The sequence below is a fragment of the Shewanella zhuhaiensis genome (genome assembly GCF_022484835.1).
Taxonomy (GTDB): Bacteria; Pseudomonadota; Gammaproteobacteria; order Enterobacterales; family Shewanellaceae; genus Shewanella; species Shewanella khirikhana.
In genome coordinates, this window is record NZ_JAKUDL010000001.1 from 867351 (window position 1) to 879898 (window position 12548).

Below are 12548 nucleotides of genomic sequence, written 5' to 3' on the forward strand. Positions count from 1 at the left end.
TTCAATTTGCCCTTCAACCAGCGCGCCAGGAGGCCCCATGCACTGTCCATTTTGCAACGCAACCGACACCAAGGTGATCGACTCCCGTTTGGTGGGAGAAGGGCATCAGGTCAGGCGTCGGCGGGAGTGCACCGAATGCCACGAGCGTTTTACCACCTTTGAAGGCGCTGAACTGGTGATGCCGAGGGTTATCAAGCGTGATGGCACCCGTCAGCCATTCGATGATGAAAAGCTGCGCAGCGGTATGCTCAAAGCCGTGGAAAAACGCCCTGTGTCCATCGATCAGATTGATCAGGCGATGAACAAGATTAAGTCGACCCTGCGCGCCACCGGCGAGCGGGAAATCCCCTCAGAGATGATTGGCAACCTGATGATGGACAGCCTGATTGAGCTGGATAAAGTGGCCTATATCCGCTTTGCTTCTGTTTACCGCGCCTTTGAAGATGTTTCTGAGTTTGGTGAAGCCATCGCCAGACTGCAGAAATAAGTACATCAGCAATCATCAGGGTTTCAGAAAAGACAGCAGCGCGGCAATCATCCATGAGCACATCCGTCACAAGCCAGTTTTCCGCACATGACCATGCCATGATGGCCCGCGCCATCATGTTGGCCAAACGTGGCCAGTACACCACCCGCCCCAATCCTAATGTGGGTTGCGTGATAGCGAATGACGCAGGTGAAATTGTCGGTGAAGGCTGGCATATCCGCGCAGGTGGTCCCCATGCCGAAGTGCATGCACTGAGACAAGCCAGTGACCGCGCCCGCGGCGCCACAGCCTATGTCACCCTTGAGCCCTGCAGCCATTATGGCCGCACACCTCCCTGTGCCAAGGCGCTGATAGATAATGGTTTAAGGCGTGTAGTTGTCGCTATGACCGACCCGAACCCTCAGGTGGCGGGCAGGGGGCTTAAGCTGCTTCAGGACGCAGGTGTCGAGGTGGCCCATGGCTTGATGGAAGCCGAGGCTCGGGCGCTGAATCCGGGCTTTTTGTCGCGGATGGAGCGTGCTCGCCCGTTCGTTAGCGTAAAAGTAGGGGCAAGCCTCGATGGTAAAACCGCACTCTCGAGCGGTGAGTCCAAATGGATAACCGGCCCCGAGGCGCGCCGCGACGTGCAGCGCCTGCGAGCCAAATCCTGCGCCCTGATCACCGGCATAGATACTGTGCTGCTGGATGACCCCAGCCTGAATGTGCGCCATGGTGAGCTTGGCAGCCTGGGCAATACTTTATCCGCAGCCGAGCTTATCCAACCCATCCGGGTGGTGCTCGACAGCCAGCGGCGCATGAGCGCCGATGCCAAACTGTTCGGCATTGCCGGCCCGATTTTGCTGGTATCGGCCGAGCCCTACGATGCCCATTTTTTGCACTCACTGCCGGATTTTGTCACCTGTTTGACCCTGCCGGGCGGTGATGGTCGTATCGACCTTGTCGCTCTTTTGAGTCACCTCGGTGAAAACTGCAACCGGGTGCTGGTGGAAGCCGGCGGCACCCTCGCCGGTGCCTTTATCGCCGCGGGGCTTTGTGATGAGCTGGTGCTGTATCAGGCGCCCAAGCTCCTTGGCAGCCATGGCCGCGACATGCTGCAGCTGCCCGATTATCAGACCATGGCCGAGTTGCCGGGTCTTAAGCTTATTGATGAGCGCAAACTGGGCCAGGATTGGCGCTTTACCTTCACTGTGGCCTGAGTGTCAGCAGCCGCTGCATCGAGCCTAAAGAGGATTTATGTTTACCGGGATCATTGAAGCCGTAGGCCATTTAAGACGAATCGATCGCAAGGGCGATGATATTCGCCTGACGGTAGCAAGTGGCAAGCTGGATTTATCCGATGTGCGCCTTGGCGACAGTATTGCCACAAACGGCGTGTGTCTGACCGTAGTGGAATGTCTTGCCGATGGTTATGTGGCTGATGTGTCAGCTGAAACCGTGAAGCTGACCGGCTTTGGCGAGTATCGCCCCGGCCTGGCGGTGAACCTGGAAAAGGCGGTGACCCCGACCACCCGCCTCGGCGGACACCTGGTGAGCGGTCACGTGGATGGCCGCGCTGCTGTGGTCAGCCGCAGCCAGCTTGGTAAAGCCATCGAGTTTTGGCTCGAAGCGCCCGCCGAGCTTGCCCGCTACATTGCCCACAAGGGGTCGATTACCATCGATGGCGTGAGCCTGACGGTGAACGAGGTAGACGGCAGCCGTTTTCGTCTCACCATAGTGCCCCACACAGCCGGTGAAACCACCCTGATTGATTTGGCGGTGGGCGACAAGGTGAATCTCGAAGTGGATCAGATTGCCCGTTACCTCGAGCGCTTGATGCAACGCGGCGAAGAAACCGCGTCCGGCGGTGTGACCCTGGACTTGCTTGCCCGCAGCGGTTTTATGCGCTGAGCGCTGATGCGCCGGTCAGTCAAAGCACCGCTTTGTGCGCCCGGCCCTGTTTTTTGGCCCGCAGGCCGCTAAAATTCACAACACTCTTAAAAGAAAATAAAGGTCTTACAATGGCGCTACACAGTATCGAAGAAATCATCGAAGACATTCGTCAGGGCAAAATGGTGATCCTGATGGACGATGAAGACAGGGAAAACGAAGGCGACCTGATTATGGCCGCCGAACTGGTGACCCCGGAAGCCATTAACTTTATGGCCACCTATGGCCGTGGCCTGATTTGTCAGACCATGACCCGTGCCCGTTGCCAGCAGCTGAATCTGCCGCTGATGGTGAGCAATAACAACGCCCAGTTCACCACCAACTTTACCGTATCCATCGAGGCCGCCAAGGGCGTGACCACAGGGATCAGCGCCCATGACCGCGCCGTGACAATCCAGGCCGCCGTGGCCAAAGATGCCAAGGCTGCTGATTTGGTGCAGCCTGGCCACATCTTCCCCCTGATGGCCCAGGAAGGCGGCGTGCTGACCCGCGCAGGCCACACCGAAGCGGGTTGTGATTTGGCACGCTTGGCCGGTCTTGAGCCCTCCGGCGTAATTGTTGAAATCCTCAACGAAGACGGCACCATGGCCCGTCGTCCGGATCTGGAAAAATTCTCTGAAAAGCACGGTATCAAGATTGGCACCATTGCCGACCTGATTGAGTACCGCAACAACACAGAAACCACAGTCGTACGTGAAGCAAGCTGCAAACTGCCGACCCGTTTTGGTGAGTTTGTGATGCATACCTTCCGCGACACCATCGACAATCAGCTGCACTATGCGCTGGTTAAAGGTGAGGTGGATGATAATGTGCTGGTGCGGGTGCACCTGACCAACACCTTCAACGATATTCTGCACTCAGAGCGGGATCAGGAACGCTCCTGGCCGCTCGAGAAAGCCATGGCCCGTATTGGCAGCGAAGGTGGCGTGCTGGTTATCCTTGGTAATCGCGAGCACGACAGCGATATTCTCGCCAAGGTGAAAGCCTTTGAAGCCGAAGACAAAGGTGAAGCCGCAGCACCAGCCAAGTGGCAAGGAACCTCCCGCCGGGTGGGTGTGGGCTCGCAGATTCTGTCGTCCCTCGGTGTTCACAAGATGCGTCTTTTAAGCTCTCCCAAGAAGTACCATTCACTGTCGGGCTTTGGCCTTGAAGTGACTGAGTACGTCGCCGGCGAGTGAGATAAAAAACACGAATTCATTTAAATAGCATAGGGATTGGGGCAAAAGCCTGTGGTATGATATGCGCCACTTTTGCCCCGGCTCTGTCCGGGCACACTGCACCAAGCCGGGTGCCATAGCTTAACCAGGTGAGAGAATGCACATTTTAGAAGGTCAAATCGAAGCCAAATCTGCCAAAGTGGCCATTGTGGTATCACGCTTCAACAGTTTCGTGGTCGAGAGCCTGCTGTCAGGCGCCATCGATACCCTCAAGCGTTTCGGTCAGGTGAGCGAAGACAACATCACTGTTGTACGCGTTCCAGGTGCCTTCGAGCTGCCTTTGGCCGCTAAAAAAGTTGCCGCTTCCGGCAAGTTTGACGGCATCATTGCGCTGGGCGCCGTGATCCGTGGCGGTACCCCTCACTTTGATTTTGTTGCCGGCGAGTGCAACAAGGGGCTGGCCCAGGTTTCCCTGGAGTTCAACACCCCAGTATCTTTCGGTGTATTGACCACTGATACCATCGAGCAAGCCATCGAGCGCTCAGGTACTAAGGCAGGCAACAAGGGCGGCGAAGCGGCTCTGGGTCTGTTGGAAATGGTCAATGTGCTGAGCGCCATTGATAAAGAGCTGTAACAGTAGGAAAAAACATGAAGCCTTCAGAGCGCCGTAAGGCCCGTCGCCTGGCGGTCCAAGCCATCTATTCCTGGCAACTGAGCGGCAATAACGTTGCCGATGTCGAGCACGAGTTCCTTACCGAACAAGAGCTGGACGGTGTCGATGTTGCTTACTTCCGGGAGTTGTTTGCTGGCGCTGCGACCAAAACTGGTCAACTCGACGAGCTGTTAACCCCTTTGCTTGACCGTCCTTTAGAGGAAGTTTCTCCAGTGGAGAAAGCCATCCTCAGATTGGCAGCTTACGAGCTGACCTTCCGTAAGGATGTGCCATACAAGGTGGTGATTAACGAAGCCATCGAGCTGGCCAAATCCTTCGGAGCCGAAGACGGACACAAGTTCGTTAACGGTATCCTGGATAAGCTGGTTGCGCGCAACTAAATGAAAGACGGTGCCCCCAGGGTGCCGTTTTTCATTTTCGGGTGTTCATTTTTTCTATGGGCCGGAAGTCTGACTCAGACGCCGGAAATACAGTGAAAGAATTCCAACTCATCGATCAGTACTTTTGCGGCCGTGGCCCGGTCAGACGTGACGTTAAGCATGGCATTGGTGATGACTGCGCCCTGGTGCAGCCCGCCGAACACAAGCATATTGCCGTTTCCTGCGACACCCTGGTTGAAGGGGTGCACTTCTTTGCCGACATGCCCGCCTGGGCACTGGGGTATAAAGCGCTGGCGGTTAATCTTTCCGATCTGGCAGCCATGGGCGCCGAACCTGCCTGGTTCACCCTGGGGCTGAGCTTGCCCTCTGTAGATGAAGCCTGGCTTGCTGCCTTCAGTGAAGGCCTGTTCGAAGCCGCTGAATACTATGGCATTGCACTGATTGGCGGTGACACCACCCAAAGTCCGGTTAAGGTGATTGCCATTACCGTCAATGGCCAGGTGCCCGAAGGCAAGGCGCTGACCCGCTATGGTGCCCGCAGCGGCGACTGGATTTATGTAACCGGTACTCTGGGCGACTCTGCCCTTGGGCTTGACCTGCTCAGGGGCCGACAGCAAAGCCGCCCTGAGCATAAAGAATATCTGATGGAACGTCATTACCGGCCAACCCCCAGGGTGCTGGCGGGGCAATCGCTGCGCGGTTTGGCGTCCAGTGCCATCGACCTGTCAGATGGCTTGGTGTCGGATATCGCCCACATTCTCAAGGCATCCAACGTGGGGGCGAATATCGAGGTCGATAAGTTGCCGCTGTCGCAGGCGATGAAAGACTCGGTACCACTGGAACAGGCGCTGGGTTACGCGCTCACCGGTGGTGAAGATTACGAACTTCTCTTTACTGTGCCTGAGGCGCAGCGCGGCGCGCTGGAAATCGCACTGGCCCATGCCGGTGTGAAGTTTGTGCGTATTGGGCAGATTGGCGCCAGTGGCGGCCTTAAACTGACCTTGAATGGCGAGCCCTTCACGCCGGTAAACAAAGGTTTTGAGCATTTCTGATGGCGTTTTTCAGTGATGATGAGGCGTTAAAGCGCCTGTCTTTAACCAATCCGTGGCATTTTCTTGCGCTGGGCTTTGGCAGTGGTTTGGCCAAAAAGGCCCCCGGCACCTTTGGCACGCTCGCTGCCATTCCACTCTACCTGCTGCTAAGTCCGCTGCCGCTGGTGTGGTATTTGCTGGCCACTGTGATTGCCGTGGTCGCCGGGGTGTATATTTGTGACCGCGCCTCCAAAGATATGGGGGTGCACGACCATGGCGCTATCGTCTGGGACGAAGTGGCAGGGCTGCTTATCACTATGATTGCTGCGCCTGCCGGTATTGTCTGGCTGCTGGTGGGTTTCGTGCTGTTTCGATTCTTCGATATCCTCAAGCCCTGGCCTATTCGGGTGCTGGATGCCAGGGTACATGGCGGGCTTGGGATTATGGCCGATGATGTACTGGCCGGGCTGTTTGCCCTGGCGTGCCTCCATGGGTTGGCATACTTTTTCGCCTGAGCTTTTCAGCTGGCACTGCTAACTTCAGTACAAAACAAAGGGCGCTCAGGCGCCCTTTGTCGTTGTGAGCCGAGTGAACCGGCGATGCTATGAATGGCTAACAGGACGCTCGCTTGGGGCATATGAGCCGTTCTGCAAAACGTCACTGGGTGCTTAAATTTTACAGCTCGCCCTCGACTGTGACCTGAGTTTTGCCACAGAGTGAATACCAGGCGGCAACGGCGTCTGGCGCACCATTTTTGAATCCTATGTAGGTGTTCAGCTTCACGGCGATGGGGCTTAGGCTATCGTTGCTGGTGGCGGTCGGGATTTCAATCAGATGCAGTCCGCCAAGGCAACAGGTGTGCAGCACATCGACCAGTCGGTCGCGGCTGTCGCATTGGTGATAATGCCCGCCATAGGCTGCTATCAAACTCGCTGGACTGAAGTTTTCATCGTTGCAGTGATAGATGGGGGCATCGCCTGCTTTACCCAAATGAAACAGGTTATTGCGCATGTATAGAATGATGAGGTTTGCGCGCTGTTTTTGAAGGTTTATCAGCTCATTACACTGAAAGTTAAAGCCGCCGTCTCCGGTGATGAGCAGAATAGGTTGACGACTGTTTTTAACGGCAAGCTCATCGGCAATGGCCCGTGCGTAAGGCAGGCTGGTGCCCATGGCCGCATACCAGGGATTGGCAAGAAAGCTTCTGCCCAGATCAGAGCTTCTGGCTTCAAGGGCAAAGGCGGCAAAAAGGGCATTGCCCACTTCAGGCACCAAAATCAGATCCTGGCCGGCACTGCGCTGAAAATAGTTGATGGTGTCAGCGAGGTTGGCGTAACTGAGCCTTGCCTCGACAGGGCTGCTTTCTTCAGCATGTTCGGTTGGTGGCAGCAGTTCTGCCAGTGCAAGATTTCGTACTGGAAGTTTCGCTCGTTCCAGCTCCTCGATCACCGCCAATAAATCCAGTTCACTGCGAGCCGTGCCTTTCAGCAGGGTTTTATTCGGGTGCATGTCTATGGTGTGGGTGCCACTGGCAAAGGCATTGTTGGTATCTGAGTCATAAATTGCGGTGGCAAGTTCCAATACATAGTCTGCGTGCTGGTCAATGTATTCCTGCCCGCGGCAGGCGCTGAATACGCCATTGTAGGCACCAAGGCACAGGGGATGGGATTCATCTACCATGCCCTTGGCGAACCAACTGGTGGCGTATGGCAGCCCCAATCGCTGGCAAAAGGCCAATACCCGGGTCAGCAGTGCAGGGTTCATTCTGAGTCGCTCACCCAGGTAAAGCAAAGGCGCACGGGCTCGAATCAGCCGCTCGGTGATGTCGCTTGCAATAAGCTCAGCACCTTCCAGACCAAGACGGGTGTATGCGCTGAGCGCTTGCAAGGAGGAGGGGAGCCTGAGTGTTTGGGTAGGCATATTCACCAGATCCCGTGGCACTTCAATATATACCGGCTGACGGGTTTGCACGGCATCGCATACCAACTCAAAAAAGCGTGCAGCGGCCACATTGGGTTGCCCCTGATGACGCTGCCCCTGAAGCCGCTCGGCTCTGATCCCAAGCGCCTTAAATGCATTGAGCGCGGCATTAACATCGGTATGCCAGCCACAGGCGGGATACACCATATGATGCAGTGCCTGACCGTGGATTTCGCCTTCCCCCGGTGCACCGGACAGAAAAATCACCGGCAGGCCTTCGGTGCGGGCAAGGGCCGCTGCCGACACACAAGGCAGGCTGCCAACCGTGTAAGTGGTCAGGCAGGCGCCAAGGCCGGTTAGCTCGGCTTGGGCACAGGCGCTAAAACCCGCGTGCATTTCGTTACTTGAGGGCAGCACGCTGATGCTTGGGTCCAGCGCATTGATAAGGTTGGCGACAAAGTCGCCGCCGACACCGTAGATGCGCTCGAGTCCGAAAAATGTCAGCACTTCACACAGGCTTTGCCCCAGAGAGGGTAACTGTGCACGGTAGGCGTTACCGAGATTTTGACTGATGGCGTTCATCGCTTGTCCCGTTGAAAACACAATGGCATCAGCTTAGAGGGCGCTTTTCCGGCGGGTGTTGATGTAGATCAGTTCTGACAACAAGCCCCGGATGAACGACTGTCACCGGGGCTTGACAATAGAAAGGGATTTTTAGTTAACCATCTGACTTTTATGGGGTAATAACTGGCATTCTGCAGTTACGCCCCTTGCAGCAACTCGCGGGCATTGGCCAGCGTATTACTGGTGATGGTGTCGCCACCCAGCAACCTTGCCAATTCCTGCACCCGCTGCTCTTTGTCCAGCGGTTGCATGGAGGTCTCTGTTTGCCCGCCCTTGCTGGTTTTGTTGACGAACATATGTTGATGGCCGTTACCGGCGACCTGCGGCAGGTGCGTGACACAAAACACCTGAGTCGCTTCGCCCAGTGAACGCAGCATGCGACCCACAACGGCGGCGGTGGGGCCGGAGATCCCTACATCCACTTCGTCGAAAATCAGTGTCGGGGTGGACACCTTCTTGGCGGTGATCACCTGAATACCCAATCCAATGCGGCTGAGCTCACCACCGGAGGCGACCTTGGCCAGCGGCGATAACGGCTGGCCGGGGTTGGTTGTCACCAGAAACTCGACGCTGTCACTGCCGCTGGGGCTTAGCATCTTGTCGTTGAAACTGACTTCGATGGTGAACTTGCCCTTGGGCATATTCAGCTCCTGAATAGACGCTGTCACCAGCTTATCGAGCTCTTTGGCGTAACGGCTGCGGCTCTGGCTCAGTTTCTGGGCGTGATTGAGATAAGCCTCTCGGCTGGTGATCACTTGCTGTTTCAGCTCATCCAGCTGGGCTTCATCTGAATCCAACCCGGCGAGTTCCTGTGCCAGCTCCTGATGATGCGCCGCCAGCTTGTCGGCTGCCACATGGTGCTTACGCGCCAGGGTCATGGCCTTGGACAAACGCTCTTCCAGCGCGGCAAAGTGCTCTGGATCCAGCTCAAGGTTGGACAGGTAGCGGCCAAGTTCGCTGCTACTTTCCTGAACCTGAATAAGGGCGTCATTGAGCATATTGCCGATGGGAGCCAGGCTTGGGTCGAGGGATTCCAGGGTAGCTGCCAGTGACAATGCCCGGTTCAGCAATGACTCGATATTGCCTTCATCGGATTCACTCAGAAGCGATAAGGTGTGCTGGCAATCTTCAATCAGCGCTGTGCCATTGGCCAGGCGTTTGTGCTCGGCCTCAATTTGTTCGAACTCACCTTCGGCAAGGGCAAACTCATCCAGCTCTTCAACCTGATATTGCAGCAACTGCTTACGGGCGATGCGTTCCTGCTGGCTTTGTTCGAGTTGTCTGAGCTCGGATTCAACCTGACGGCAGCGCTGATAGGCGCTGGAGACCGATTCCTGCAACATGCGGTGGTTGGCATAGCTGTCGAGCAGTTGTAATTGATGTTCATTTTTCAGCAGTGCGTGGTGGGCATGCTGACCATGAATACCCACCAAATACTGACCTAGGGCCTTTAACTGCGATAAGGGCACTGGATTACCGTTGATGTAAGCGCGGGAGCGGCCATCTGCGGTTATGGTGCGTCTGAGGATGCATTCATCTTCCAGCTCAAGATCGTTATCTTCCAGCCAGCGGCGGGCTAAAGGCACATCGTCCAGTGAGAAGCGGGCACTGACTTCGGTTTTTGACGCGCCCGGGCGCACGGCGGCGGCATCGGCCCTGTTACCCAAACACAGACCAAGGGCATCGATGGCAATGGACTTACCGGCACCGGTCTCGCCGGTAATGCTGGTCATGCCGGGGCGGAAATCCAGTTCCAGAAATCTGACGATGGCAAAATTATTGATGCTGAGCTGACAAAGCATGATGGCAATCCTGTGTGATACGTCACCAAACCACTGTATTGATAAACAGTATATACTGATTTTTTGTACAGTAAATCTTTGCAAACATCCCGATGAAAATATTTTTTATCGTTTTGATTAAACGATGAATTTAAGTCCGCTTGCCAACATCGGCAGGCTGAGCAGGGTTAACACTGTACCTGTTACTATGCCGCGGGCGGTTTGTTTATCCAAGGTTTGGTCGCGGTACGCCAGCAAATACACACTGGCGGCGGTTGGCATGGCGGCCAGCAACACACCCATGATCAGAAGCTCTGACGACACCCCCAGCACGGCCAGCAGACCAAGCGCCAGCAGCGGCTGGATAGCAAGTTTTGCCAGGTTTATGGGCCAGAAGGGTAAATCTTTCGCTGGCAGTGGTGGCTCTTTGAGTGACCGGGCCAGGGCTATGCCGATTGCAAACAGGGCGCAGGGGCTGGAGCTTTGGCCGACAATCCTCACCAGCGTTTCGACTGAGGCTGGCAGTATGAGCTCAAGATACGAGGCCAAAACCCCTAATGCGCTGCCAAGTACAATGGGATTTTTTCCCACTACTTTGGCCATCAGCCACAGGCGCTGAACGGGCGGCAGTGACTCGTGCACCAGCCTTAGCTGCACCACGGTGACGGCAAACATCAGCACAGATAACAGGCTCGCCACTGCGGCGGCCATCATGGCGGTGTTATTACCTGGGTAGAGCGCCATTAATACCGGAATGCCAATAAAGGCGGTGTTGCCGAAGGTGGCTGCCAGCGCACGGATGGCGGCGGGACGCGCTTTTCCTTCGGCGCGGCAATAGATTTGATACACGCTAAAGTAGGTCAGCGCCATCGCGCCGAGATAACCAAGCACAAAGCCTGGGTTCACGATGTCATCGAAGGGTGTGGCGGCCAGGCTTATGAATAAAATCGCCGGAAATGCCACAAAGTACACGTATTGATTCAGCACCCCTTCCACCGGCCTTGGCAGGATGCGATTGCACAGGGCGCCTGCTGCCATAATGGCAATCACGGCGAGGAGCGGCAAAAGCAGTTGCGACATACAGGCCTCTTGGGGTCACAAATTCGGTAGGGGGATCACGCGTAAGGGGCAAATTAGCATATGATAAAGCGGCCTGACCATTGGCAGTTGGTCGCAGTAACAAAGGAGTGCGGGTGATGAGAGAGCATCCCGGCAGCGAACTCGAGCTGATTTACCTATTTGTGCAGTTGGTGGATGCCGGCAGTCTGTCGGCACTGGCTATGCGCCTCGACATGCCGGTGGCTACCGTGAGCCGCAAATTATCCCGCCTCGAGCAAAGCCGTGGTCGTCAGCTGCTGATGCGAAGTACCCGCAAAATCCGCCTCACCGAAGAGGGCATGGCGCTGTACGAGCGTTACAGGGCGCTGGTGAGCGCGGTGGATACCTTGTATGGCGGTGGTGAAGATTTGCTGGAAGGCACCTTGAGGATTGCTGCGCCCATTTCCATTGTCTCGATGATCTTTATGAAGACTATCAACGAGTTTCGTCGCACTTATCCGGGCATTCGATTACACATTACCCAGAAAAACGAGGTGGTGGACCTTATCGATAAGGGTATCGACATTGCCATTGTAGGCGGCATTCAGCCGGACTCATCCTGGGTGGCAGTGCCTCTGGGCACCTTGGATTATCGGCTGGTTGCTTCACCTGCCTACATCGAGGCCAGGGGTAAGCCTCTGCATCCCAGCGCGCTGGCAAGCCATGACATCATTAAGGTGTGGCCGCTGTATAACTGGTCACTGCGTCACCCCCAGGGGGAAGCATTTTACTATGATGGCCCCGCCAGTTTGACCCTGACCGATTTACAGGGCGCCATCAGCGCCTGTGTGGACGATGGCGGTATTCTTTATGGGCCGGAGCTCTTCTTCAAGCAGGAGCTGCAATCGGGTGCCTTAGTGCCTGTTCTCACCGATTGGGTTGGCGAGCGGCGGCGGATCTCGATTCTGTGTCATCAGCGCCAGCAGCAGCCCGCCAAGGTCAAAGCCTTTATCGACTTTATGAAATCCCGTGCCGATGGCCTGTTTTCGATGACTGGTGTGGTGGATTAGAGCGCGCTGTAAGCCAAAGTCGCAAGACCCGCAACTGGCGTTTGCGGGATATTGGGGGCATGAGGACCTTGCGCAAGCGGGAAAGCGGGAAAGCGGTTAAGCAATGAAGACTGAGGGCGGGAGTTAAGGGCGGCTGTTGCAATTGGCAGCAACTGCGCCTGAGCCTGCAGCTTATCGCCACAGGTCAATAGGCCTGTTATCGCTTTATTTTGAGGCTGCCTGCGGCCTTGCGCGGCTTTTCGCCCGGTTTGCCTCTGAGCTTGAATCCGGCTTCGCCGCTGGCGTATTCCTTTACAGGCGGCAGTATCCCCAGCTGCTGAAAAAATGCCACCTGACGCCTGAGCTCAAACAGGGAGCCAATACGCACCTCGTCACCTATGGTGAGCTTCCAGCTGTTGGTCTTGCCGTCGCTGTTGGTGAGTACATATCCCTGATAGAGCAAGGTTTTCATCGATTAACCC

13 protein-coding genes are annotated in these 12548 nt (G+C 55.9%); 9 read left to right on the plus strand and 4 right to left on the minus strand.

Annotated features, from left to right (window positions below):
- The first annotated feature begins 37 nt into the window (after positions 1 to 37).
- The 8 genes from nrdR to MJ923_RS03785 all read left to right on the plus strand — a co-directional run bounded on the left by nrdR (position 38) and on the right by MJ923_RS03785 (position 6169).
- Positions 38 to 487 carry a transcriptional regulator NrdR gene (gene nrdR, locus MJ923_RS03750; protein WP_126166148.1) on the plus strand — a complete coding sequence of 150 codons (450 nt, stop codon included), beginning with the start codon at positions 38 to 40 and terminating at the stop codon, positions 485 to 487.
- A 53-nt stretch (positions 488 to 540) separates the two neighbouring features.
- Entirely contained in the window at positions 541 to 1683 is a 1143-nt protein-coding gene (ribD, locus tag MJ923_RS03755; protein ID WP_240589952.1) for a bifunctional diaminohydroxyphosphoribosylaminopyrimidine deaminase/5-amino-6-(5-phosphoribosylamino)uracil reductase RibD, read from the plus strand.
- Positions 1684 to 1720: 37 nt separating this feature from the next.
- The gene (locus MJ923_RS03760; protein ID WP_240589953.1) at positions 1721 to 2374 is read left to right on the plus strand and encodes a riboflavin synthase; all 654 of its coding nucleotides are present in this window, start codon (positions 1721 to 1723) and stop codon (positions 2372 to 2374) included.
- Between the two features lie 110 nt (positions 2375 to 2484).
- Positions 2485 to 3591, plus strand: a complete 1107-nt coding sequence (gene ribBA, locus MJ923_RS03765) for a bifunctional 3,4-dihydroxy-2-butanone-4-phosphate synthase/GTP cyclohydrolase II (RefSeq protein WP_240589954.1) — start codon at positions 2485 to 2487, stop codon at positions 3589 to 3591.
- 136 nt (positions 3592 to 3727) lie between these two features.
- Positions 3728 to 4204, plus strand: coding sequence for a 6,7-dimethyl-8-ribityllumazine synthase (ribH, locus tag MJ923_RS03770; RefSeq protein WP_126166152.1), 477 nt, complete (start codon positions 3728 to 3730; stop codon positions 4202 to 4204).
- 14 nt (positions 4205 to 4218) lie between these two features.
- Complete coding sequence (nusB, locus tag MJ923_RS03775) at positions 4219 to 4623, plus strand: transcription antitermination factor NusB (RefSeq protein ID WP_126166153.1); 405 nt, start codon at positions 4219 to 4221, stop codon at positions 4621 to 4623.
- Between the two features lie 92 nt (positions 4624 to 4715).
- The gene (thiL, locus tag MJ923_RS03780) at positions 4716 to 5675 is read left to right on the plus strand and encodes a thiamine-phosphate kinase (protein ID WP_240589955.1); all 960 of its coding nucleotides are present in this window, start codon (positions 4716 to 4718) and stop codon (positions 5673 to 5675) included.
- Positions 5675 to 6169, plus strand: coding sequence for a phosphatidylglycerophosphatase A family protein (locus MJ923_RS03785; RefSeq protein WP_240589956.1), 495 nt, complete (start codon positions 5675 to 5677; stop codon positions 6167 to 6169). The genes thiL and MJ923_RS03785 overlap by 1 nt, the downstream gene beginning before the upstream one ends.
- A 160-nt stretch (positions 6170 to 6329) precedes the next feature.
- On the opposite strand, the gene MJ923_RS03790 is transcribed toward MJ923_RS03785, so the two are convergent.
- The 3 genes from MJ923_RS03790 to MJ923_RS03800 all read right to left on the minus strand — a co-directional run bounded on the left by MJ923_RS03790 (position 6330) and on the right by MJ923_RS03800 (position 11059).
- Entirely contained in the window at positions 6330 to 8156 is a 1827-nt protein-coding gene (locus tag MJ923_RS03790) for a thiamine pyrophosphate-binding protein (RefSeq protein WP_240589957.1), read from the minus strand.
- Positions 8157 to 8335: 179 nt separating this feature from the next.
- Positions 8336 to 10000: a DNA repair protein RecN gene (gene recN / locus MJ923_RS03795; RefSeq protein WP_240589958.1), complete on the minus strand. Its 1665-nt coding sequence runs from the start codon at positions 9998 to 10000 to the stop codon at positions 8336 to 8338.
- 117 nt (positions 10001 to 10117) lie between these two features.
- Positions 10118 to 11059: an AEC family transporter gene (locus MJ923_RS03800; protein ID WP_240589959.1), complete on the minus strand. Its 942-nt coding sequence runs from the start codon at positions 11057 to 11059 to the stop codon at positions 10118 to 10120.
- A gap of 116 nt (positions 11060 to 11175) precedes the next feature.
- On the opposite strand from MJ923_RS03800, the gene MJ923_RS03805 reads away from it, so the two are divergent.
- Positions 11176 to 12087, plus strand: coding sequence for a LysR family transcriptional regulator (locus tag MJ923_RS03805; protein WP_240589960.1), 912 nt, complete (start codon positions 11176 to 11178; stop codon positions 12085 to 12087).
- A gap of 196 nt (positions 12088 to 12283) precedes the next feature.
- Here the strand turns inward: MJ923_RS03805 and MJ923_RS03810 are convergent, their stop codons facing one another.
- On the minus strand, positions 12284 to 12538 hold the full coding sequence (locus MJ923_RS03810) for a DUF3319 domain-containing protein (protein ID WP_240589961.1): 255 nt from the start codon (positions 12536 to 12538) through the stop codon (positions 12284 to 12286).
- Positions 12539 to 12548 lie beyond the last annotated feature (10 nt).